22 protein-coding genes and 1 riboswitch are annotated in these 22,651 nt (G+C 73.4%); of the genes, 11 read left to right on the top strand and 11 right to left on the bottom strand.

All coding sequences use genetic code 11. From position 1 onward, the window contains the following. Positions 1-15: 15 nt before the first annotated feature. Positions 16-792, top strand: coding sequence for a phosphate ABC transporter ATP-binding protein PstB (pstB, locus tag J3R08_RS28730; RefSeq protein WP_013288829.1), 777 nt, complete (start codon positions 16-18; stop codon positions 790-792). On the opposite strand, the gene J3R08_RS28735 is transcribed toward pstB, so the two are convergent. Next, a complete protein-coding gene (locus J3R08_RS28735) occupies positions 773-1,612 on the bottom strand; it encodes an NUDIX domain-containing protein (protein ID WP_209963453.1) in 840 nt (279 codons plus the stop codon). The two genes, pstB and J3R08_RS28735, sit on opposite strands and share 20 nt — an antisense overlap. An 84-nt stretch (positions 1,613-1,696) precedes the next feature. Here J3R08_RS28735 and J3R08_RS28740 point away from each other — a divergent pair, with 84 nt between their 5' ends. The 3 genes from J3R08_RS28740 (at position 1,697) to J3R08_RS28750 (ending at position 4,490) form a co-directional block, all read left to right on the top strand. Then, positions 1,697-2,386 carry a bifunctional 2-polyprenyl-6-hydroxyphenol methylase/3-demethylubiquinol 3-O-methyltransferase UbiG gene (locus J3R08_RS28740; protein WP_174536653.1) on the top strand — a complete coding sequence of 230 codons (690 nt, stop codon included), beginning with the start codon at positions 1,697-1,699 and terminating at the stop codon, positions 2,384-2,386. 486 nt (positions 2,387-2,872) lie between these two features. Continuing rightward, positions 2,873-3,460: a DinB family protein gene (locus tag J3R08_RS28745; protein ID WP_209963456.1), complete on the top strand. Its 588-nt coding sequence runs from the start codon at positions 2,873-2,875 to the stop codon at positions 3,458-3,460. Between the two features lie 61 nt (positions 3,461-3,521). Next, positions 3,522-4,490 carry a Gfo/Idh/MocA family protein gene (locus tag J3R08_RS28750; protein ID WP_209963458.1) on the top strand — a complete coding sequence of 323 codons (969 nt, stop codon included), beginning with the start codon at positions 3,522-3,524 and terminating at the stop codon, positions 4,488-4,490. 49 nt (positions 4,491-4,539) lie between these two features. Here the strand turns inward: J3R08_RS28750 and J3R08_RS28755 are convergent, their stop codons facing one another. The 3 genes from J3R08_RS28755 to J3R08_RS28765 all read right to left on the bottom strand — a co-directional run bounded on the left by J3R08_RS28755 (position 4,540) and on the right by J3R08_RS28765 (position 7,275). Continuing rightward, positions 4,540-5,544, bottom strand: coding sequence for an inorganic phosphate transporter (locus J3R08_RS28755; protein WP_030504472.1), 1,005 nt, complete (start codon positions 5,542-5,544; stop codon positions 4,540-4,542). A gap of 4 nt (positions 5,545-5,548) precedes the next feature. Next, positions 5,549-6,175: a DUF47 domain-containing protein gene (locus J3R08_RS28760; RefSeq protein WP_030504473.1), complete on the bottom strand. Its 627-nt coding sequence runs from the start codon at positions 6,173-6,175 to the stop codon at positions 5,549-5,551. Between the two features lie 149 nt (positions 6,176-6,324). Then, the gene (locus J3R08_RS28765; RefSeq protein ID WP_113973531.1) at positions 6,325-7,275 is read right to left on the bottom strand and encodes a PPK2 family polyphosphate kinase; all 951 of its coding nucleotides are present in this window, start codon (positions 7,273-7,275) and stop codon (positions 6,325-6,327) included. 170 nt (positions 7,276-7,445) lie between these two features. Between J3R08_RS28765 and sigJ the strand changes: the two genes are divergently transcribed. After that, complete coding sequence (gene sigJ / locus J3R08_RS28770) at positions 7,446-8,399, top strand: RNA polymerase sigma factor SigJ (protein ID WP_113973532.1); 954 nt, start codon at positions 7,446-7,448, stop codon at positions 8,397-8,399. A 6-nt stretch (positions 8,400-8,405) separates the two neighbouring features. On the opposite strand, the gene J3R08_RS28775 is transcribed toward sigJ, so the two are convergent. Further along, positions 8,406-8,912: a DUF402 domain-containing protein gene (locus J3R08_RS28775; RefSeq protein WP_043327997.1), complete on the bottom strand. Its 507-nt coding sequence runs from the start codon at positions 8,910-8,912 to the stop codon at positions 8,406-8,408. A 124-nt stretch (positions 8,913-9,036) separates the two neighbouring features. Between J3R08_RS28775 and J3R08_RS28780 the strand changes: the two genes are divergently transcribed. Then, positions 9,037-11,181: an ATP-dependent DNA helicase gene (locus tag J3R08_RS28780; RefSeq protein ID WP_113973533.1), complete on the top strand. Its 2,145-nt coding sequence runs from the start codon at positions 9,037-9,039 to the stop codon at positions 11,179-11,181. Between the two features lie 51 nt (positions 11,182-11,232). On the opposite strand, the gene J3R08_RS28785 is transcribed toward J3R08_RS28780, so the two are convergent. Next, a complete protein-coding gene (locus J3R08_RS28785; protein ID WP_231915501.1) occupies positions 11,233-12,531 on the bottom strand; it encodes an AI-2E family transporter in 1,299 nt (432 codons plus the stop codon). Between the two features lie 154 nt (positions 12,532-12,685). Here J3R08_RS28785 and J3R08_RS28790 point away from each other — a divergent pair, with 154 nt between their 5' ends. Together J3R08_RS28790 and J3R08_RS28795 are read left to right on the top strand one after the other, a co-directional pair. Further along, the gene (locus J3R08_RS28790; protein ID WP_043327996.1) at positions 12,686-13,033 is read left to right on the top strand and encodes a co-chaperone GroES; all 348 of its coding nucleotides are present in this window, start codon (positions 12,686-12,688) and stop codon (positions 13,031-13,033) included. A 93-nt stretch (positions 13,034-13,126) separates the two neighbouring features. After that, on the top strand, positions 13,127-13,294 hold the full coding sequence (locus tag J3R08_RS28795; RefSeq protein ID WP_166457585.1) for a hypothetical protein: 168 nt from the start codon (positions 13,127-13,129) through the stop codon (positions 13,292-13,294). Between the two features lie 4 nt (positions 13,295-13,298). On the opposite strand, the gene J3R08_RS28800 is transcribed toward J3R08_RS28795, so the two are convergent. After that, a complete protein-coding gene (locus J3R08_RS28800) occupies positions 13,299-14,735 on the bottom strand; it encodes a PrsW family intramembrane metalloprotease (RefSeq protein WP_083296944.1) in 1,437 nt (478 codons plus the stop codon). A gap of 65 nt (positions 14,736-14,800) precedes the next feature. Continuing rightward, positions 14,801-14,923: riboswitch (SAM riboswitch) on the top strand. A gap of 48 nt (positions 14,924-14,971) precedes the next feature. Here J3R08_RS28800 and J3R08_RS28805 point away from each other — a divergent pair. Further along, the gene (locus tag J3R08_RS28805; RefSeq protein ID WP_209963461.1) at positions 14,972-16,234 is read left to right on the top strand and encodes an aminotransferase class V-fold PLP-dependent enzyme; all 1,263 of its coding nucleotides are present in this window, start codon (positions 14,972-14,974) and stop codon (positions 16,232-16,234) included. A 356-nt stretch (positions 16,235-16,590) separates the two neighbouring features. Here J3R08_RS28805 and J3R08_RS28810 read toward each other — a convergent pair whose 3' ends face one another. Beyond that, complete coding sequence (locus J3R08_RS28810) at positions 16,591-17,850, bottom strand: aromatic acid exporter family protein (RefSeq protein ID WP_069087815.1); 1,260 nt, start codon at positions 17,848-17,850, stop codon at positions 16,591-16,593. 68 nt (positions 17,851-17,918) lie between these two features. Here J3R08_RS28810 and J3R08_RS28815 point away from each other — a divergent pair, with 68 nt between their 5' ends. Then, positions 17,919-18,554, top strand: coding sequence for a metal-dependent phosphohydrolase (locus J3R08_RS28815; RefSeq protein ID WP_113973535.1), 636 nt, complete (start codon positions 17,919-17,921; stop codon positions 18,552-18,554). Here the strand turns inward: J3R08_RS28815 and J3R08_RS28820 are convergent. Then, the gene (locus J3R08_RS28820; protein WP_113973536.1) at positions 18,480-18,812 is read right to left on the bottom strand and encodes a DUF4031 domain-containing protein; all 333 of its coding nucleotides are present in this window, start codon (positions 18,810-18,812) and stop codon (positions 18,480-18,482) included. The two genes, J3R08_RS28815 and J3R08_RS28820, sit on opposite strands and share 75 nt — an antisense overlap. Before the next feature lie 33 nt (positions 18,813-18,845). Between J3R08_RS28820 and J3R08_RS28825 the strand changes: the two genes are divergently transcribed. Beyond that, complete coding sequence (locus J3R08_RS28825; RefSeq protein WP_043327990.1) at positions 18,846-20,246, top strand: FAD-binding oxidoreductase; 1,401 nt, start codon at positions 18,846-18,848, stop codon at positions 20,244-20,246. Here the strand turns inward: J3R08_RS28825 and J3R08_RS28830 are convergent. After that, the gene (locus tag J3R08_RS28830; protein ID WP_043327989.1) at positions 20,243-20,752 is read right to left on the bottom strand and encodes a hypothetical protein; all 510 of its coding nucleotides are present in this window, start codon (positions 20,750-20,752) and stop codon (positions 20,243-20,245) included. The genes J3R08_RS28825 and J3R08_RS28830 overlap by 4 nt on opposite strands. Positions 20,753-20,818: 66 nt before the next feature. Beyond that, the gene (locus J3R08_RS28835) at positions 20,819-22,636 is read right to left on the bottom strand and encodes a glycerol-3-phosphate dehydrogenase/oxidase (RefSeq protein ID WP_043330892.1); all 1,818 of its coding nucleotides are present in this window, start codon (positions 22,634-22,636) and stop codon (positions 20,819-20,821) included. Positions 22,637-22,651 lie beyond the last annotated feature (15 nt).

Genomic DNA, 22,651 nt, shown 5'->3' on the forward strand with positions numbered 1-22,651 from the left:
GGAGGTACCGCCACCATGGCCAAGCGCATCGAAGCCACGAACGTGACCGCCTACTACGGCGGGTTCAAGGCGATCGAGAACATCAACCTGACCGTCGAGCCGAAGACCGTCACCGCTCTGATCGGGCCGTCCGGCTGCGGCAAGTCCACCTTCCTGCGGTCGATCAACCGGATGCACGAGGTGCTGCCCGGCGCCCGGGTCGAGGGCAGCCTCACCATCGACGACCAGGACATCTACGACCGCGACGTGGACGTCACGGCGGTCCGCCGGATGATCGGGATGGTCTTCCAGCGGCCGAACCCGTTCCCCACCATGAGCATCTTCGAGAACGTGGTGGCGGGCCTGCGGCTCAACGGCGTGCGGCGCAAGTCGATTCTGGAGGAGGCCGCCGAGCGGGCGCTCCGCTCGGCGAACCTGTGGGACGAGGTGAAGGACCGCCTCGCCAAGCCCGGCGCGGGCCTGTCCGGCGGTCAGCAGCAGCGGCTCTGCATCGCCCGCACCATCGCGGTCGAGCCGCAGGTGGTGCTGATGGACGAGCCCTGCTCGGCGCTGGACCCGATCTCCACGCTGGCCATCGAGGACCTGATGTTCCAGCTCAAGGACAAGTTCACCATCATCATCGTCACGCACAACATGCAGCAGGCCGCGCGGGTGTCGGACCGGACCGCATTCTTCTCGATCGAGAAGACCGGCGACCCGGGCCGCCTGATCGAGTACGACAACACGCAGAAGATCTTCAGCAACCCGAGCCAGAAGAAGACCGAGGACTACATCACCGGTCGCTTCGGCTGAGGCGGAAGCTGGGCTCGGCGCCGTCCAGCCCCTCGATGTACGGCAGGATCGGCGTACCCGGGTCGCGCTCCGCCGCATCCCGCGCCACGCCGTCGAGGTCGCCCGCGGCGGCGACCTCGGCGAGCGTGACCATGGTCGGCGGCAGCATGGTCAGCTCGCCGGCCGCCGCGCGGGCCAGCGCGTCCGCCGGGCGCAGCCACAGCGTGTGGTCGGCCTCGCCGGACACGTCCCTGGTCCGCTGCCCCTCGGGCAGCAGGGCGACGAAGAAGTACGTGTCGAAGCGGCGCGGCTCGAACTCCGGGGTGATCCACCGGCTCCACGGCAGCAGCAGGTCGGACCGGAGCGTGAGGCCGCGCCCGGCCAGCAGGTCCGCGAAGCCGACCCGCCGTCCCTCCAGGTCCTGCCGGGCCGCCTCCCAGTCGTCGCCGCTCACGTCGCCGACCACCGTGTCGGGGTCCGGCCCGGCGAGCAGCACGCCCGCCTCCTCGAAGACCTCGCGGGCGGCGGCGCACACCACCGCCTGCGCGGCCGCCGGGTCGAGTCCGAGCCGCACACCCCACGCCGCCGGGTCCGGGCCGGCCCAGCCGAGGTGTGCCTCCGAGTCGGAGCGGTCCACCCCGCCGCCGGGGAAGGCGTACATGCCGCCGAAGGTCATCGCCGCCACCCGGCGGATCATGTAGACCTCGAACCCGTCGCCGGCCGGGCGGAGCAGCAGCACGGTGGCAGCGACCCGGGGCACGGCCGGTACGGCGCCCTCGGCCCGGAACCGGCGAGCGTGCTCCACCAGGGCGGGGGGTGCGGCGAAGCCGTCGATCGTCATGCGGCGAGCCTAGTGCCGTAACGGGCGACGCCGCCCCGCCGCCCGATGCCGCCGCCCTCCGCCGATTGCGCCGATACTCCTCGGATGACGGATCTCAACAATCAGGTGGGGTATTGGAACTCCAAGGGTGCCGCGAAGACTTTCGGCCACCCGGTCGCACTTCCGTGGCTGAACGGCATCGATCGGCGGGCACGCGTTCTCGACTACGGGTGCGGTTACGGTCGGCTGGCGGGGCTGCTCGTGCAGCAGGGCTTCGAGAATGTCGAGGGGGTGGATGTCGCGCCCCGTCTCGTCAGCCGCGCGAAGAACGAGCAGGCCGGCGCGCAATTCACGGTTCTCACCAATCCTCCGCAGCTCGACCACCAGGCGGACAGCGTCGACCTGGTGCTGCTGTTCGCGGTGTTGACGTGCATACCCGACGACGCCGGACAGCGGGAGCTGGTGACGGAGTTGCGTCGGGTGCTACGGCCGGGCGGGCTCATCTATGTCAGTGACCTGTGCCTGCAGGAGGATCACCGTAACCGTTCCCGGTACGAACGGTTCGCAGCCAAGTACGGCACCTACGGGATATTCGAGACCGACGACGGGGCGGTGTGCCGACACCACACCACCGACTGGCTGGACCATCTCTTTGGCGATTTCCACCTCGTCGCCAGCCGCGAAGTCGCAGTGGAGACGATGAACGGCCGTCCGGCCCGGGCGAGCCAGCGGTTGGTGGCCACGCCGCAGCCCGGGGCATCCAGGGCCGGGCGCGATGGCACGGGAGACGCCTGACGTTCCTACGGGCGGCGTGCCGGGCATGACACGGTGGGCAGTCCGGTCGCGCTCGCCGGGGCACGCGGGACCCGCGCTCCCCAGCGGGCGACCCGATCACACTGGGTAGTATTTTCGCCCGACCAGGGGTCACTCCTCCGCCGACTTTGCTCTGCAGCCAGATCCGCATCGGCGACCTTCCGTGAGCAGTGTGCATGCGGCTGCAGAGCAAAGTCGGCGAGAGGCGACTGGGTCAGCCCGAAAGAGAGCTGTCTTATGTCCGCCTGGTCGCTTTTGGGTGCCCGACTCGGTGATCAGGCGAACGAAAGCCATCACTCTCAGCAATCTTTACGCTACGTGGTCACCATGGAGCGACTTCAGCCGCCCGGAAGCGGGCGCAGCCGGAGCATCGGCACGTGCGCTCAGCCGTGCGCCGCTGGACCGCGGCGCAGCCACCGGCAGGCACGGGGCAGCGTGCGCCGGCCGCGCCTGGCAGGGTCGTGACCTGTGATCGACGACTTCGCGAAGCAGTATCTGCACAACGACCTGCGTCAGATCCGCGAGGTGCTGTTGTGGAAGCTCGACGGGCTGTCCGAGTACGACGTGCGCCGCCCCCTGACCGCGTCCGGCACCAACCTGCTCGGCCTGGTCAAGCACCTGGCGTTCACAGAGGCCCGGTACTTCGGCGAGGTGTTCGGCAGGCCGTTCCCGGAACCGCTGCCCCGGTGGGACGATCCGGACCCGGACGGCGCCGACATGTGGGCGACCGAGCACGAGACCCGCGAGGAGGTGATCGGCCGCTACCAACGGGCGTGGGAGCACGCGGACGCGACCATCGAGGCCCTCCCCATCGACGCGCCCGGCCACGTGCCGTGGTGGCCCCGCCCCCACGTCAAGCTGTTCAACGTCTTGGTCCACGTGCTGGCCGAGACCAACCGGCACGCCGGGCACGCCGACATCCTGCGGGAACAGCTCGACGGCTCGACCGGGGCATGGGCCGCGTACGCGCACCTGGAACCCGACCGGCCGACGCTGGCGACGCGGCGGGCGACGATCGAACTGGCCGCCCTGGCCGTCGCCGACACCCCCCGCTGAGCCGTCCCGACCGGTGGATCACCCTGCCGGTCCCGCAGCGGGAAGGGATAGCGTGCCGGGCATGACGCGTTGGGGAATCCTGGCCACCGGAAACATCGCCGCCCGCTTCGCCGAGGACCTGCGGCTGGTGCCGGACGCCGAACTGGTCGCGGTCGGCTCGCGTACCCGGGAGAGCGCCGAACTGTTCGCGCGCCGGCACGACGTGCCGCGGGCGTACGCCTCGTGGGCGGAACTGGCCGCGGACCCGGACGTGGACGCGATCTATGTGGCCACCCCGCACGCGGCGCACCACGAGGCGGCGCTGGCGTGCCTGGCCGGCGGCAAGGCCGTGCTGGTGGAGAAGCCCTGCACGCTGGACCTGCCGACCACCACCGAGCTGGTGGAGACGGCCCGTGCCCGGGGCCTGTTCCTCATGGAGGCCATGTGGATGCGGACCAACCCGCTGATCCTGCGCGTGCTGGAGCTGATCCGGGACGGCGCGATCGGCGAGGTGACGCACGTACGGGCGGACTTCGGCGTGGCCGGCCCGTTCCCGCCGGAGCACCGGATGCGGGCCCGCACACTCGGCGGCGGCGCGCTGCTCGACCTCGGCGTCTATCCGCTGAGCCTGGCCCACCTGGTGCTCGGCGTGCCGCAGCACGTGCAGGCGTGGGCGAAGCTGACCCCGGAGGAGGTGGACGAGAACACCGGCATGGTGCTCGGCTGGGACTCCGGCGCGGTGGCGACGCTCAGCTGCGGCATGGTCGGCGCGACAGCGATCACCGCGTCGATCACCGGCACGACCGGCCGGATCGACCTGCCCGAGCTGTTCTTCCGGCCCGCGCACGCCGTGCTGCACCGGGCCGGCGCCGAGCCGGAGACGATCCCGGCGGACCTGACCGGCGGCGGCTACCAGTACGAGGCGATCGAGGTGCAGCGCTGCCTGGCGGCCGGGCTGACCGAGAGCCCGCTGGTGCCGCACGCCGCCACGCTCGAGGTGATGGGCCTGATCGACGACATCAAGGCCCGGATCGGCGTCTCCTACGCGTGAGGGGTTCCCCGCCACGGCGGGGAACCCCTCGACGTCGTTGCGCGGGAGCTCAGAACAGGGGGCGGACCAGCAGGTACGCGAGGCAGGCGATCGCGGCGGCGGCCGGGAACGTGATGATCCAGGCGATCACGATGTTGCCGGCCACGTTCCAGCGCACCGCGGAGAGCCGTTTCGTCGCGCCCACACCCATGATCGCCGAGGTGATCGTGTGCGTGGTGGAGATCGGCGCCTTGAGCACGAGCGCGTTGAAGTAGAGCACCGCGCTGGCCACGGTCTCGGCCGCGAAGCCCTCCGCCGGGCCGAGGTCGATGATCTTCCGGCCGAGCGTCCGGATGATCCGCCAACCACCCGCGTACGTGCCGGCGGCCAGCATCGCCGCGGAGGTCCAGAAGACCCAGCCCGGGATGTGGGTCTTGCTCTCCTGGAAGCCACCGGTGTAGAGCGCCAGCACGATGATGCCCATGGTCTTGGCGGCGTCCTGCATGCCGTGGCCGACCGACATGGCGGCGGCGGACGCGGTCTGCGCCCAGCGGAAGCCGCGGCTGAGCTTGCCCGGCTGCCCCTTCCGGAACAGCCACATGATCGCCAGCATCACCAGGAAGCCGAGCACCAGGCCGACCACCGGCGAGAGCACCATCGGGATGAGGACCTTCTCGATGATGGTGCCCCACTGGACGATGCCGTCGGCGGCGAACAGGGTCGCGCCGACCAGGCCGCCGAAGAGGGCGTGCGAGGAGGAGGACGGCAGGCCGAAGTACCAGGTGATCAGGTTCCAGATGATCGCGCCCAGCACGCCGGCGAAGACCACGCCGAGGCTCTCCACCCCGGTCGGCAACGTGACCAGGCCGTCGCCGACCGTCTTGGCGACGCCGGCGCCGAAGTGCGCGCCGACGAAGTTGCCGACGGCGGCCAGCGCCAGGGCGATCCGGGGAGTCAGCGCCCGGGTCGAGATGCTGGTGGCGATCGCGTTCGCCGCGTCGTGGAAGCCGTTCGTGTAGTCGAACGCCATGGCGACCGCGATCACCGCCAGCACGGCGATGAGTTCGGGACTCACTGGATCAGGACTCCTTGACCGCGATGGTCTCGACGGTGTTGGCGACGTGCTCGAAGGCGTCGCAGGCGGCCTCCAGCTCGTCGGCCACCTCCTTCATCTTCAGCACCGTGAGCGCGTCGTACTCACCGGAGAAGAGGCGTACCAGCAGCATCCGGTACGCCTGGTCGCCGTCGTTCTCGAGCCGGTTGCACTCGATCCAGTAGTCCTCAAGATCCTTCATCGACTTCAGCCGGGGCATCGCCTCGGCGGTGAGCTTGGCCTGCAGGTCGAGCACGTTGACCAGCTCGTGCAGCTCACGCGGAAGGGACGGGAGCTTGGTCAGGCCGTACAGGTAGAGCAGATTGCCGACCGCCTCCAGGTGGTCCATCACGTCGTCGAGCAGCGAGCCCAGCCGGTAGATGTCCTCCCGGTCGAACGGCGTGATGAACGTGGAGTTGATCTTCTTGTAGAGCTCGTGCGTGATCTGGTCGCTGTCGTGCTCGATGTCGGTCAGCCGCTCGCTGATCGACTGCACGTCGGCGCCGGGCAGACCCAGCTCGTTGAGCAGGTCGGTCCCCTTGACCAGGTTCTGCGCGGCCCTGGTGAAGAGCTCGTAGAAGGCGCCCTCGGTGGGACGGAAGGAAAACTTCACAGCACGGACCTCGTCGTGTCGGTGGAAGGGTGGCCGTCGCCGCCCGGGCGTCTGCATTGCGCATGCTAGGGATCGCGTCCAGGCGGCTTTCGATCGGCCCACCCCTGGTCAAGCCCGATTCACCGCTCGTTCACCTTCCGTTCACCTGATCACCCGCCGAGTTGGCTCCGTAACCGGTCACGCTCCCGTTCAACGTCGAAATCGGCAGGCGGATACCCCAGATGCAACTCGTCGAACGTCTCGCGCAGCAGGTGGGCTACCGCCCAGTCCCGGTACCACTTGCGGTCCGCCGGGACCACGAACCAGGGCGCGTCGTCGGCGCCGCACCGCTCGATCGCCTCGGCGTACGCCGCCTGGTAGTCGTCCCATCGTGCCCGGGTGTCCAGGTCACTGGGGTTGTACTTCCAGAACTTCGTCGGGTCGGTCAGCCGCTGCATCAGCCGCTCGCCCTGCTCCGCGTACGAGATGTGCAGCATGACTTTGATCACGGTCACCGCCTGCTCGGCCAGTTCCCGCTCGAAGTCGTTGATGATCGCGTACCGGGACCGCCAGGTCGCCTCGTCGACAAGCCCTTCGACCCGGGCGATCAGCACGTCCTCGTAGTGCGAGCGATTGAACACGCCCACGTACCCGGGCGGCGGCAGCGCCCGGCGTACCCGCCACAGGAAGTCGTGCCGCAGCTCCTCCTCGGTGGGCGGCCCGAACGAGCGGATGTGCAGCCCGAGCGGGTTCATCGCGCCCGCCACCCGTTTCACCGTGCCGTCCTTGCCGCCGCAGTCCATCGCCTGGAGCACCAGCAGCAGCCGGCGCGGCCGGCCCTCACCGAGCCCCGCGCCCGCCTGGGCCGGCGCGCTCGTGGCACCGCCCGGTCCGGCGGCGCCCTGCGCCGAGGCGTACAGCATCTCCTGCTGCCGCCCCAGTTCCGCGCCGACCAGCTCGACCTGGGCACGTGCCCACTCCTTGCGCGCGGGCCCGCGCCCCGCCACCGCCGGCAGCCCGGGCGTCGACCGGGGGTCGATCGCCGCCAGATCCACCGCCCCCGGCCCCACCCGCAGCAGTTCCCGCATCGGCCCGCCCTCGGGCCCCACCACCTCACTCATCCCCCGATCCTCACCCCCGAAGCCCTTTCCCGCCCGCCCCACCCCGCTGATCTTGCAGTTGCGGCCCCTGGTGCATCCGGAAAGCGGCTTTTGCCGGGGCGGCAAGCGCAAGATCGGCGCGGGTGGGCGGCGGGGTGCCGGGGCGGGTGGTGGGGCGGGAGAATGGGTGGGTGGATGAACTTACGGGGGAGTTCGAAGCGGAGCGGGGGCATCTGCTGGCGGTCGCGCGGCGGATGCTCGGCAGCCGCAGCGAGGCCGAGGACGCCGTCCAGGAGACCTGGCTGCGCTTCTCCGGCGCGTTGAGCGACCCCGAGCAGCGCGCCCGCGTACGCGATCTGCGCGGTTGGCTCATCACCACCTGCTCGCGGATCTGCCTGGACGTGCTCCGCTCCGCCCGGGTGCGCCGGGAGGCGTACCCGGGTCAGTGGCTCCCCGAGCCGGTGGTGACCACCGTGCCGGCGGCGGACGGGTTCGCGCCCGACCCGGCCGAGCGGGCGGTACGCGCCGACCAGATCGGCACCGCGCTGCTGGTGGTGCTGGAACGGCTGACGCCGGAGCAGCGGGTGGCGTTCGTGCTGCACGACGTGTTCGCGGTGCCGTTCTCCGACGTGGCGGACGTCCTCGCGGTCACGCCGGAGGCGGCGCGTCAACTCGCGTCGCGGGCCCGGCGGGCGGTGCACCGGCCGGACGCGCCGCAGCACAGCGCCGACCTCGCCGAGCAGCGACGGGTACTCACCGCGTTCGTCGCCGCCGTGGAGTCCGGCGAGCTGGAGCAGTTGGTCCGGGTGCTCGCACCCGACGTGGTGGCGATCGGCGACTCCGGCGGCCACTTCCCGGCGGCCCGCCAGCCGGTTGTCGGCGCGGAGGCGGCCGGTCGCCTGCTCCTCGGCCTGTTCAACCAGGCCCGCAAGTGGGGCGCGATGCGGGTCCGGCCGGTGGTGGTGGACGGCACGCTGGGCTGGCAGTCGGAGGTCCCCTACCGGGACGGGCGGACCATGCGGATCGTCACCTCGTTCGCCGTCCACGAGGGGCGGGTCACCGGGGTGTTCAACCAGCTCAACCCGGACAAGGTCGGCGAGCTGCCGCCGCTGGGGCCGGACGCCGTCTGGCCGCCGCGCTGGTGAGCCGGCTCAGACCACCAGTGCCAGCCACTTCCGGTACGACGTGGCGAACGGCTCGGTGCCGTCGCCGAGCGCGCCGAGCAGCCAGCGGGCGGCCGCCTCGGCCTCGGTGACCACGTCGTCCGGGTAGCCCCAGCGGGCCCGGTGCTCGGCGAACTCGTCCTCGTCGCGCAGCTCGACCACTGCGGTCTCGCGGCGGCGCACCACGTCAAGGTCGAGGTCGATCAGGTGGACCGTCTCCGCGCCCTCCCAGCGGGCCGGGGTGGCGATGTCGCAGTAGACCTCGCTGGTGCGCGGCGGCGGGTTGAACATGCCGGTCCACCAGCCGTGGTGGGGCACCAGCAGGACGAACGGGATCTGCTCGACGGACGGGCGGCCGTGGTAGACGGATTCGGTGCCGGCGGGCACGCCGAGCCAGACGCCGAGATCGTCCTCGGCGAGGCGGCGGGCCGGGTAGTCGCGGTGGGCGCTGCCGTCGTACTTGCGGTAGATCACGCGGACCACGTCGCTCGGCATGCCTGGCACCCTAACCGATTCCGGCCACGCCACGCGATCGGGAGGTAACCGGACGCGACCCGCCGTCCCGCCACGCCGCCGGAGCGACCGGACCCCCGTCGGTGCCGGCGGGTACGGTCGCACGGTGACCCCGTCCCGCACCGCCACCGGCCCGGCCGTCCCGAAGAAGCGCCGCAGTGGTCGCGCCGGCGCCGGGGAGCTGCTGACCGCCGCGGTGGGCGCGGTTCCCGGCGGCGCGGCCCGGCCCGGTCAGCAGCAGATGGCCGAGGCGATCGAGCGCAGCATCGCCTCCGGCGAGCACCTGTTGGTGCAGGCCGGCACCGGCACCGGCAAGTCCCTGGCCTACCTCGCGCCGGCGCTGACGGTGGACGGGCCGGTGGTGGTCTCCACCGCCACGCTGGCGTTGCAGTCCCAGCTGGTCGAGCACGACCTGCCCCGGCTGGCCGACGCGGTCGAGCCGGTGCTGGGCCGGCGCCCCACGTTCGCCGTGCTGAAGGGTCGCCACCACTATCTGTGCCTGGCGAGGTTGGACAGCTCGGTCGAGGACGAGCCGGACGACGCGCTCTTCGACGCGCCGCGCCCCGGCAACGGCGGCACCAAGTGGCTCGGCGAGGCGGGCCGCCTGGGCAAGCAGGTGCAGCGGCTGCGTGACTGGGCCGAGGAGACCGCCACCGGCGACCGGGACGAGCTGGATCCGGGCGTGGACGACCAGGTGTGGCGCACCGTCTCCATGCCGGCGCGCGAGTGCGTGGGCGCGAGCCGCTGCCCGTTCGGCCAGGAGTGCTTCGCGGAGGCGTCCCGGGCGCGCGCCCGCGAGGCGGACATCGTGGTGACGAACCACAGCCTGCTCGCCGTCGACATGCTCGCCGGTCGGCACATCGTGCCGCCGCACAAGCTGCTGGTGGTGGACGAGGCGCACGAGCTGGCCGACCGGGTCTCCTCGGCGGCCCAGGCCGAGCTGGTGCCGGAGCTGATCGACAGGTCCACCCGCCGGGCCCGGCCGCTGCTGCGCCCGGACCTGGCCGAGCGGCTCACCGAGGCCGGTGACGCGCTCGCCGTGGGGCTGGCCGAGGCGCCGTCCGGGCGGCTCACCGCCGGTCTGCCGCCCGCGCTGCGCGAGGCGTGCACGCTGCTGGACTCGGCGACCCGGGCCGCGCTGGAGGCGATCGGCGACGTGAAGTCCGACGACCCCGACCCGGTACGCAAGCAGCAGGCCAAGGCGGTGCTGGACGAGTTGTCCACCACCGCGCAGCGGCTGCTGGAGGAGGCCGACCACGACGTCGCCTGGGTCGAGAAGCCGGACAACGGCAGCCGCCGGGCGCTGGTGGTCGCGCCGCTGTCGGTCGCGGGCACGCTCGCCACCCACCTGTACGACGAGCGCACAGTCGTCGCCACCTCGGCGACGCTGGCGCTGGGCGGCCGCTTCGACACGGTGGCCCGGGCGCTGGGGCTGGACGCGCCGCCGCCCGCCCCGCCGTCCCCGGCCGCCGCCGCGATCGCCACCGCTGCCGCCGCGGGCCGCACCCCGGTCACGCCGCCGGTGGCCGCCGCCGAGGGCAGCCGGGCGTCGATCGGCACCGTGCCGGCCACCGAGGGGCCGGGCTGGAGTTCGCTGGACGTCGGCTCACCGTTCGACTACGCCCGGCAGGGCATCCTGTACGTGGCCGCGCACCTGCCCCGCCCCAGCGTCTCCGGGCTGCCCGGGCCGGCCGGTGAGGAGCTGCTGGCGCTGGTCGGGGCGCTCGGTGGTCGTACCCTCGGGCTCTTCTCGTCGCGACGGGCCGCGCAGCAGGCGGCGGAGCTGGTCCGCGCGCGGACCGACCTGCCCGTGCTGCTGCAGGGCGAGGAGGCGCTGCCGCTGCTGGTGCGCCGGTTCCGCGAGGTGCGGGAGAGCTGCCTGTTCGGGGTGATGTCGCTCTGGCAGGGGGTGGACGTGCCGGGCGACGCCTGCCAGCTCGTGGTGATCGACAGGTTGCCGTTCCCCCGGCCGGACGAGCCGCTCGCCGCGGCGCGCGCCGCGGCGGTGGACGCCGGTGGCGGCTCGGGTTTCGCGGCGGTGAGCGTGCCGATCGCGGCGGTCCGGCTGGCCCAGGGCGTCGGCCGGCTGATCCGGGCCACCGGCGACCGGGGTGTGGTGGCGGTGCTCGACTCGCGGCTGGAGACGGCGCGCGGGTATGGCCCGTTCCTGCGCCGTTCGCTGCCGCCGTTCTGGTACACGACCCGGCCCGAGGTGGCCCGGGGCGCGCTGGAACGGCTCGCCAAGAGCTGACGCCCGCGCCTCCCCGGGCGGGGCGACACGGGCGTCAGGGGGTCGTGCGGGTCAGGGCGCCTGGGAGGCGACCACCACCGCGTCCGGTGGGGTGTCCGGCACGGTACGCGCGGCGAGCCGCCGGACCGCGGTGTTGAGCACGGCGATCAGCGGCACCGCGACCAGCGCGCCGGCGATGCCGGCCAGCACCACGCCCGCGGCGATGCCGATGATCACGGCGAGCGGGTGGATGGCCACCGCCCGGCCCATGATCAGCGGCTGGAGCACGTGGCCCTCTACCTGCTGCACCCCGACCACCACGCCGAGGATGATCAGCGCGGTCACCGGGCCGCTGTCGACGAGCGCGACCAGCACTGCGACCACGCCGGACAGGAACGCGCCGACGATCGGGATGAACGCGCCCAGGAAGACCAGCGCGGCCAGCGGGAACGCGAACGGGATGTCGAACAGCACCAGGAAGATGCCGATGCCGACCGCGTCGATGAAGGCCACGAGCACGGTGGCCCGCACGTACGCGCCGAGCGTCGCCCAGGACGCGCGACCGGCGTCGTCGACCTTCCAGCGGGCCGCGACCGGCAGCAGCCGGACCAGGAACCGCCAGATGGAGTTGCCGTCACGCAGGAAGAAGAACGTGGCGAAGAGCACGAGCACGGTGCCGGTGAGCACCTCGGCCAGCGTGGCGGCGGTGCTGAGCGCCCCGCTGGTGAACCGCTCGGTGTTGCCGTTGATCCAGTTCTGCGCCTCGTTGATGTAGCGGTCGAGCTGGCTGTCGGACAGGTGCAGCGGGCCGGTCTTGAACCAGTCCTGGATCTGCCGGATGCCCTGCGAGGACTTCTCGCTCAGCTCCGGTACGCCCTTGATGAACTCGTTGACCACCAGCGTCAGCGTGCCGACCACGGCGGCCAGGCCGCCGACGAGCACCACACCGGTGGCCAGGGAGCGGGGCAGGCGGGCCCGGAGCAGCCAGCCGACCGCCGGGGCGAGCAGCGCGGAGAGCAGCAGCGCGACGGTCAGCGGGATGATCACGATGCTGATCGTGCCGATGATCTTGATGAGCGCCCAGGTCACGATGCCGATCACGATCAGCCGCCAGCACCACGCGGCGGTGATCCGCAGCGCGTGCGGCACCTCGGTGTCGTCCCGGCTCACAGTCGACGAGTGCATCGCGGCCGGCGGCTCGACGCCCACCACAGTCGCCTCCGGCGACGCCGACGGTCCCGGTGACGCGGGCGAGGCCACTCCTGCCTCCCCCGGCGCCGCTTCCGGGTCGGCCCGGCGGGTCCGGGCGGCCTCCCGGCCCGACTCGTACGCGCGGCGGAGCCGTCCGCGCATCCGCTCGAAGCGGCTCAAGCGCACCTCCGGCAAAGTCGGCCCCACCACGTCGCAGGGGGCACAGGATACGTCTGCTCGCCCCACCCTAGGGCGGCTCGGCCACACATTGCCCGCCCGGCGCTCCTGCGAACCACGGCGGAATCGACAGCCGGGCACGCGGTAGCGTCTTCGCGTGACCGCCGACCAGAGTCTCGACGCCGGGCTGCCGATCCGCCTGCTGCACGACCGCGTGCTGGTACGCACCGAGGGCGCCGAGGGCGAACGCCGCTCCACCGCCGGCATCGTGATCCCCGCGACCGCCGCCGTGGGCAAGCGGCTGGCCTGGGCGACAGCCGTCGGCGTCGGGCCGAACGTCCGCTCGATCGTGGCCGGCGACCGGGTGCTCTTCGACCCGGACGACCGCTCCGAGGTCGAGTTGCACGGGCGGGCGTACGTGCTCCTGCGCGAGCGGGACGTGCACGCCGTGGCGGCCGAGCGGGTGGAGAGCACCGCCGCCGGCTCCACCGGCCTCTACCTCTGATCCGGCTCTCCACCCTCCGACCCGGCATCGGCGCCGTTTGCGGCGCTTCCCGGCGGGAAGCCCAGGCACCTGAGCGCCCTGGGGAGGGACACCATGCCGGTAGTGATCAAGAAGATCCTCGCCTGGGGATTCCTCGCGTTCCTGATCTACTTCATGGCGTTCCGTCCGGACGGGGCCGCGCAGGTGTTCAGGGGGATCGGGGCCGCGCTCATGGCCATCGCCCAGGGGCTCGGCGACTTCCTGACCGGCCTGATGAGCTGACCCGTCAGCGCCCGGGATGCCAGGGCGCGCCCGGGCCGTGCCAGCCGCCCGGGCCGTAGCCGGGCGGCGGGTACGCGGGCGGCGCGGCGAGCACCACCGGGATCGGCACCACCGGGTCGTCGGGCGCCTCCACCGGGCGCTGCGAACCGTCCGGGAACCGCAGGTGGTAGCGCTGACCGTCCCAGACCCCGACCGGCGCCTGCGGGTCCCGGCCGACGAAGAACGACCGGTACGCGGAGATCGCCTCCAGCAGTTCCCGTTCCTCCCGCGCTGTCCGTTCCCGCTCGGCGGGTTTGCGGTCCAGTCCCCGGCGCATGCCGTCGCGCAGCAGCGCGAGCCGGGTCGCGGCGAACTGGTAGCCGCGCATCGCCTTCACCCCGCCGTCACCGGCGACCCGCCGGGCCCACGTACGCGCCGCGTGCCGGCGGCCCAGGCTGCCCAGCGCGGCCACCTCGGGCGGGGTGAGCCAGCCCGCCCGCACGTAGTCCGGCAGCGTGCGCTCGGTGAGCCGGCCCTCCCAGGCGCGCAGCCAGATCGCCAGCCCCACCATGGCGAAGAAGATCGGCACCATCACGCCGATGTACCCGTAGAGCACGATCACCGTCTGCCCGGTGGCCTGGGCCAGCGAGGGCAGCAGGTTCCAGGTGCCGTGCAGGATCATCGCCAGCAGCAGGCCGGCCAGCGGGGCGAGCACCCGTACCCGCCGGTCGGCGGTACGCGCCGCGACGCCCAGCCCGACGCCGGTCATCGAGGTGAACAGCGGGTGGGCGAAGCCGAACAGCAGGATCCGGACGATGAAGATCGCGATCACCTGCTGCGCGCCGGTGGCCGGGCCGTACTGCTCCACGCCGGTGCGGTAGCCGTACCCGCCCAGGTAGAGGATGTTCTCGACCATGGCGAAGCCGACCGCGGAGAGCCCGCAGTAGACCAGGCCGTCGGTGATCCCGGAGAACTCCCGGCGCCGGAAGATCAGCACCAGGAGCGGGCCCGCCGCCTTGGTCAGCTCCTCGATGAACGGGGCGACGAGCACCGCTGTCAGCGCGGCGGGCAGCCCCAGGTCGTCGAACAGCCGCGCGCCGGTCTCGTTGACCAGCAGCGAGATCGCGGTGGAGACGAAGGCGCCCCACGCGAAGCAGAAGATCAGATACTTCAACGGCTCCGGCTCGTAGCGGTCGAGCCACAGGAAGCAGGAGACCAGCACCGGCACCGGCAGGATCGCCGCGACCAGGCCCACCAGCAGCGCCTCGGCGCCGAGGCTCTCGCCCAGCGTGAAGACCATGAACAGCGCGCCGGCCGCGATCAGCAGCACCACACCGGCCAGCGCGAGGAAGCGCCGCCAGCCGAGCCGGCGCAGCGGCATCCGGGGCGTCGGCCCTCCCGGCGACGGGGCGGCGGGCGCGGGCGGCGGCGGCAGGGCTCCGCCGGGCGGGGTGTCGGCCATGCGGTCAGCGTAGTCACCCGCGACCCACTGGTCCGGGCCGAACGCTACGGCTATGCTCCCGAACAGGTCACGAGCGCCAGCGTCAAGCCCCGGCTTGCTGGCCGGCAACCCTCGTCGAGGTTCGCGGTGGGGTGCCCCGGGTGATGACCGGGCCCAGCGCCGCTCCGCGTGCTGGGCAAGCGCGGACCCCGTCCCGGCACCACCCGGGGTCCACCTGTGACCCGGGAGGCTCCGGCATGACCCTCACTCTCGTACCCCCGTCGCCAGTGCTGCCCGCGCCGGTCCGGCCCGACCCGCTCGGCGTGCTCGGCGTACCGGGGGAGATCAACCTGGACCACGCCGCCAGCGCGCCGTGCGCGCGGGCCGCGGCCGACGCGGTGGCCGGGCTCCTTCCCTGGTACGCGAGCGTGCATCGCGGCGCGGGCGCGCTGTCCCGGCGCTGCACGCTCGCCTACGAGCAGGCCCGGCAGACCGTCGGCGACTTCCTCGGCGCCCGCCCCGACGACCACGTGATCTTCACGCGGAACACCACAGACGCGCTGAACCTGCTGGCCCGTGCGCTGCCCGCGGGCACCACGGTGATCACGTTCGGCGGCGAGCACCACGCCAACCTGCTGCCCTGGCCGCGCGGCTCGGTACGCCTGCCGGTGCCGGACAGCCCGGCCGGCGCGGTCCGGTCCCTCGCGGCGGCGCTCGGCGAGCTGGCCCGCGACGCCCGGCCCGGCCTGCCGGTGCTGGTCGCGGTCACCGGTGCCGGCAACGTCACCGGCGAGGTGTGGCCGGTCGCCGAACTGGCCCGGGTCGCCCACCGGCACGGCGCCCGCATCCTGGTCGACGCCGCGCAGCTCGCCCCGCACGCCCCGGTCGACCTGGCCGCGATGGACGTGGACTACGTGGCGCTGTCCGGCCACAAGCTGTACGCCCCGTTCGGCGCGGGCGTGCTCGCCGGGCGGGCGGACTGGCTGGACGCGGCCCCGCCGTACCTGGCCGGTGGCGGCGCCACCAGCCACGTCGGCGCGGCCACGCACGAGGTGCGGTGGACCACCGGCCCGGCCCGGCACGAGGCCGGCACCCCGAACCTGCTCGGCGCGGTGGCGCTGGCGGCGGTCTGCGCCGCGCTCGGCGAGGCCGACCGGCAGGCGCTGCACGTACGGGAACAGGCGCTGCTGACCCGGCTGCGCCGCGGCCTCGCCACGCTGCCCGACGTGGTCGAGCTGCGCATGTTCGGCCCGGACGCCCCACGGGTGGGCATCGTCAGCTTCGTGGTCGCCGGGCGGGACTCCGCAGACGTGGCCGCGCATCTCGCGAGCCGGCACCGGATCGGGGTACGGGACGGCCTGTTCTGCGCCCATCCGCTGACCCGTCGCCTGCTGGCCGAGGCCGCCGCCCGTACCGGCCGCACCGACCTGCCCCCGACCGCCCTGCGCGCCAGCCTGGGCCTGGGCACCACCGAGCCCCAGGTCGACACCCTCCTGACCGCCCTGTCCCACCTCCCCTAACCCAACCCCCTCCTCCTCCCGCCCAAGAGCAACCGGCCCGTCCGCACCCACGACAGCCAGAGATCTTGGTACGGGGACGCCCCGGTGGGGCGTCCCCGTACCAAGATCTCGCCCCCTCGGGGGCCCCATCGGGGCGATCATGAAGTTAGCGGTCACAGAAAGCGCTTCCCCACCAGCCAACTTCATGATCAGCCGGCCCCCATGGAGGTGATCAAGGAGTTTGGGTCCGAGTTGATCTCCGGGAGGGACACAAACTCCTTGATCAACGCGGCGGGCAGGAGGCGGGCCGGGCGGGAGGCGGGCCGGGGCGGGGCGGGGCGGGCAGGCGGCGGGACGGGCGGCGGGGGCCGGGCGGGTCAGCCGACTGGGGGGGCCGTGGGTGGGTGGGCGGCGGGGTTGCGGTCGGTGGGTGGGCCGGTGCGGTGCTCCTTCTCGCCGAACGCCTGCCGGACCAGGCGGTTCGCCTCCTCCTGCTCGATCCCGGAGGCCACCATCAGGTCGCTCGCCGTGGTACGCACCTGCGCGATCACCACGCTGCCGGAGAAGCCGACCCCCTCGGCGTACGCCCGGCCGGCCTCGCTCACCGCGCGCAGCGACCGTTCGCGGGCCTCCTGCGGCTCCTGCCCGGCGGCGAACTCATGGCGGAGCAGGCGCACCGACTCGGCCAGATGACCGATCGCGTCCGGCATCGGCTCGGGGGCCGGTTCGTCGTCCTCGATCATGGTGACCGCGCGGCGGATCAGCGTGCCGGTGTTGCGCATGGCCCGGTCGATCGGGTCGGCCGCCTCCGCGTAGTGGGTCAGCTCGCCGCGCCGGTGCCAGCGGGCCGGGGACAGCGTGCTGGTCTCCTTGGCACCCTCGATCGCCTCGGAGAGGGCGGCCAGTTCCTCCTTGTTCTCCCGCAGCCGGAACAGCGCGCGCTGGGCCGCCTCCCGGTCCTGGTTTCGCAGCGCCTCGGCGCAGGCGTCGAGCTGGTCGGCGAGGAGGTCCAGCGCGGGCCGGGCGGCCCGGTTGATCACCCGTAGCGGGTTGAGCGGCAGCAGGATGGCGGTGACGAGCAGCGCGATGCCGCCACCGAGTAACGCGTCGATGAAGCGGGGGAATTCCAGGTTCTCGGTGGACGGGCTGAGCGTCACGATCAGCACCGCGGTGGCCGCGGCCTGGATCACGATCGCCACGCTCGCCCCGGCGAAGATGCTCAGCAGGATCGCCGAGGTCACCACGAGCGCGAGCTGCCAGGCGCCGGTGCCGACGAAGTAGATGAGCGCGTCGCCGACCAGCACGCCGACGGCCACGCCGGCGATCAGCTCGACCGTACGCCGGAACCGCTGCCCCACCGAGGCGGCGAGCGTGCCGACGGCGGAGATCGGGGCGAAGACCGGCTGCGGGTTCTTCAGCAGCCGGTGCGAGATCAGGTACGCCAGGCCGGCGGCGAGCCCGGCCTGCACCGCCAGGCCGAACGCGGTCCGGACCCGGTGCAGCCGGTCGTGCAGGGTCGCCTTGCCCCGGTGCCGCAGCTCCTCCATCGCGGAGGCGATCCGCTGCCCGTCGCGGTCGGTCCGCCCCTCACGCAGCTTTCCGCGACGCAAGAACTGCAGTCGTCCGTCCCGGGCCATGGCCGGTACTACCCGTACCGCCCCGGCTGAATCCCTCTGCCCGGGCCGAAGGGGGCAGACTGCATCCGATGGACGACCTGACGGCACGGTGGCGGGAGACGGCGCGGGCGGCGGGCGCGACCGATCCGGCGGCTGTCGAGCGGGCCGGCGCCCGGCTGCTGGCGGGCTGGCGGGAGCCGCACCGGCGCTACCACGACGAGGCGCACCTGCGGGCGGTGCTCGACGTGGTCGACGCGTACGCCGGGCTGGCCCGCGACCCCGACCTGGTCCGGCTCGCGGCGTGGTGCCACGACGCGGTCTACGACCCGCGCGCGGCGGGTGACGCCAACGAGCGGGCCAGCGCCGACCTCGGCGGCGAGCTGCTGGCCGCCGCCGGGCTCCCGGCCGCGACGGTGACCGGGGTACGCCGCCTGGTGCTGCTCACCGCCGGTCACGCGGTCGGGCCGGACGACCCGGACGGCGCGCTGCTCTGCGACGCGGACCTGGCGGTGCTGGCGGCCCCGCGGGAGCGCTACGACAGGTACGCCGCCGCGATCCGCGCCGAGTACGCGCACGTGCCCGACCCGGACTTCCGCGCCGGCCGGTCGGCGGCGCTGCGGCACCTGCTCGCGCTGCCGGCGCTGTACCGGCTACCCGAGCCGCACGCCCGCTGGGAGTCCCGGGCCCGGGCCAACCTGTCCCGGGAGTTGGCCGCGCTGGCCTGAGAAGCGATGCTTCGGACGGCGCAGGCCGGTGTCCCGCAGCAGCCGGACGATCTCCCGCGAGGGCACGACAGTCGCGCCCAGCCACACCGCCGCCCGGAACCGTTCGGCGGGCACGTCGTAGTGGTCCCGGTCGAAGCCGCGCCGGGGCGCGCCGAGCATCTCCGCGAACGCGTGCAGCTCGGCGTACGAGACGTCGCTGATCAGGTGCGACCAGAGCCGGCCGCGCCAGGGCACGGCGGGCGGGTCCAGGTAGAGCACGGCAACAGACGGTACGCCGGTAGCCTTCCCGGCATGGCCGCCCATCCCCTCCTCGACGACCTGCGGGGCGCGCTCGGCGACGCCGCCGTGCTGACCGACCCGGACCTGCTGGCCGGGCACGCCCGCGACGAGGCCGACCTGTGCGACTCGGGCGTCCCGCTGGTGGTGGTCCGGCCCCGTGACACCGAGGGCGTGGTGGCGGTGGTCCGGGCGGCGGGGCGGCACGGCGTACCGGTGGTGCCGCAGGGCGCGCGGACCGGGCTGGCCGGCGCGGCGAACGCGGTGGACGGCGCGGTGGTGGTGAGCACCGTGGCGATGAACCGGGTCCGCGAGATCGACCCGGTCGGCCGGATCGCCGTGGTGCAGCCCGGCGTGGTCAACGCGGCGCTCGCCCGCGCGGTGCGGGAGCACGGCCTCTGGTATCCGCCGGATCCCGGCTCGTGGGAGTCGTCCACGGTCGGCGGCAACGTGGCCACCAACGCCGGTGGCATGTGCTGCGTGAAGTACGGCGTGACCGGCGAGTACGTGCTGGGCCTGGAGGTGGTGCTCGCCTCCGGCGAGGTGCTGCGCACCGGGCGGCGTACCGCGAAGGGGGTCGCCGGGTACGACCTGACCCGGCTCTTCGTCGGTTCGGAGGGCACGCTCGGCGTGATCACCGAGGTGACAGTGGCGTTGCGTCCGGCCCCGGAGCAGTCACTGACACTGGTCGCGGTCTTCCCCACGGTGGCCACGGCCGGTGGCGCGGTCGCCGGGATCGCCGGGCGGGGGCTCACCCCGAGTCTGCTGGAACTGCTGGACCGGACCCATCTGCGGGCGATCGAGGCGTACCGGCCGATGGGTCTGCGCACCGATGCCGAGGCGCTGCTGCTGGCAGCGGTGGACACCGGCGCCCGGGCCGCCGACGACCTGGCCCGGCTGGCCGAGGTGTGCACGGCGGCGGGCGCCGACGAGGTCTACGCGGCCGGCGACGCGACCGAGGCGGCGGCGCTGCTGCAGGCCCGGCGGCTGGCCCACCCGGCGATGGAGCGGTTCGCGGCGCAGACCTACCCCGGCGGCAACGGTGGCCTGGTCATCGACGACGTGGCGGTGCCGCGCGCCCGGCTGGCGGAACTGCTGGACGGGGTGGCCCGGATCGCCGAGGCGTGCCGGGTGCCGATCGGGGTGGTCGGTCACGCGGGCGACGGCAACATGCACCCGAACATCGTGGTCGACCGGGCCGACCCGGACAGCCTGGCCCGGGGGCGGCGGGCCTTCGACGAGATCATGGCGCTCGGGCTTGAGCTGGGCGGCACCTGCACCGGGGAGCACGGCGTGGGGCTGCTCAAGCGGGACTGGCTGGCCCGCGAGATCGGCCCGGTGGGCGTACGGGTGCACCAGGCGATCAAGGCGGCGCTGGACCCGGCCGGGTTGTTCAACCCCGGCAAGGTGTTCTAACCCTTGTCCTCCGCGGGCGTGGCCTGGGTGACGAGCAGCAGCACGTCGTAGGCCACCTTCGGCTTCGGCTCGCCCGGGCAGTCCTGGATGGTGACGGTCAGGCCGGGCGGGACGAGCAACGTCGAGGTCAGCACGCCGATGCAGCCCTGCTTGTAGCCGCGGGCCTCGTCGGTCTCCTTCGCCAGCGCCGGGTCGGCGAGCATCCGCTGGAGCCGCCGGCTCTGCTCGGGGCTCAGCGTGCCGGTGGCGTCCACGCCGTCACCGGCGCAGTCGCGGCACTGCCAGCGGCCGGACGGGTCCACGTCGAGGTGGCGGATCGGGCCCTCGTCGCCGAGCTTCTGCACCAGGGAGACGCGCTTGCCGGCCGGGGTGGGGCTGGCTGTTCCCGCTGTTCCGGGCGCGGTGGCGCCTTCGGCCCGGCCGAAGGCGCATCCGGTCAGAGCGGTCGCCAGCAGGACGGCAGCGGACAGGGCGGGGACGCGCGACGACCATGATGGGCGGACCACGCGGGGAAACCTACACTTCCGTAGGTAGCGCGCACTACCGGCCGAGCGGCCCGGGGTGGGGATCCCCTACCTGGGGGAGGCCGGAAGTTCAACGCCCGGGCCGTCGGTCCCTCGGTCTGCTGCGAAACCACGCACATCGGGCGCGCCGAGGCGGGCCGCGTCGGCGGCGATGTCGTCCGTCATGAGCTGCGACTCCCGCTCGGCCAGCACCCGCGCCCGGTAGTGGGCCACCTCCCGGTCCCGGGTCGCCGCGTCCCAGCCGAGCACCGCGCCCATCAGCTCCGCGGCGTGCTCCGCCGACTCCAGGCCGCGGTGGCTGGTCTCGATCGAGATCCGGGTACGCCGGGTGAGCACGTCCTCCAGGTGCAGCGCGCCCTCGGCGCGGGCGGCGTACGTCACCTCGGCGGCGAGGTATTCCGGCGCGCCGGCCAGCGGCGAACCGAGCAGCGGATCGGCGTCGACCAGCGCGAGCAGGTCCAGCGTGAGGTTGCCGTATCGCTCCAGCAGGTGCTCGACCACGCCGACCGCGACTCCGTGCCGGCGGGCCAGGTCGGCCCGGTCCCGCCACAGGGCCGCGTACCCGTCGGCGCCCAGCAGCGGCAGGTCGGCGGTACGCGAGGGGCGGGTCCGGCCGAGCCGGTGCATCGCGCGGTCGACCACGTCCGACGCCATCACCCGGTAGGTGGTGTACTTGCCGCCGGCCACCAGCAGCAGGCCGAGCATCGGCTCCACCACGGCGTGCTCGCGGGACAGCTTCGAGGTGGAGTCCGCCTCGCCGGCCAGCAGCGGGCGCAGCCCGGCGTAGACGCCCTCGATGTCGGCGGTGGTCAGCGGCCGGTCCAGCACCGTGTTGACCTGGGAGAGCAGGTATTCGATGTCGCTGGCGGTCGCGGCCGGGTGGGACCTGTCGAGTTGCCAGTCCGTGTCGGTGGTGCCGATGATCCAGTGCCCGCCCCAGGGGATCACGAAGAGCACGCTCGTGGCGGTACGCAGGATCAGGCCGGTCTCGCCGACGATCGCCGAGCGGGGCACCACCAGGTGCACTCCCTTGGAGGCCCGGACCCGCAGCTTCGGGCGGAGCCCGACGTCGTTGAGCATCCGCGACATGTCGTCGCTCCACACGCCGGTGGCGGCGATCACGGTGCGCGCGCGTACCTCGAACTCGGCGTCCGGCGAGCCGGCCGGCGCCTCCAGGTCGCGTACCCGCACGCCGGTGACCTCGCGGGCCTGGCGGGTCAGGCCGACCGCGCGGGCGCTGGTCACCACCGTCGCGCCGAGGCTCGCCGCGGTACGCGCCAGCGTCACCACGAGACGGGCGTCGTCGACCTGACCGTCGTAGTAGCGGATCGCGCCGGCCAGCTTGTCCGGACGCAGGCTCGGGAAGATCCGGCGCGTGCCCTCGCGGCTCAGGTGCCGGTGCAGCGGCATCCCCCGCCCGCCGCCGAACACCCCGGCGAACGCGTCGTACGCCGCCACGCCCAGCCCGTAGTAGGAGCGGCGGAAGAACCGCCGGGGCAGGTCCCGCGCGCCGCCCTCGGCGGGCAGCGGAACCAGGATCGGCACCGGACGGACCAGGTGCGGGGCGAGCCGGGTGGCGAGCAGTCCGCGTTCGGTCAGCGCCTCGTGGACCAGGTGGAACTCCAGCTGCTCCAGGTAGCGCAGGCCGCCGTGGATCAGCTTGCTGGACCGGCTGGAGGTGCCGGCGGCGTAGTCGCGCGCCTCCACCAGGGCGACCTTCAGCCCGCGGGACGCGGCGTCGAGCGCGGCGCCCGCTCCGGTCACCCCGCCGCCGATGACCAGGACGTCGAACCGCTCGGCCCGAAGGCGGCGCAGGTCGTCGGCGCGGCGCTCGGCGGAGAGCTGGCCGGCCACGGATCGGGACACGTTGGGGTCGCGCAC

The sequence above is a fragment of the Micromonospora sp. HB375 genome (assembly GCF_017872985.1).
GTDB lineage: Bacteria > Actinomycetota > Actinomycetes > Mycobacteriales > Micromonosporaceae > Micromonospora > Micromonospora chalcea.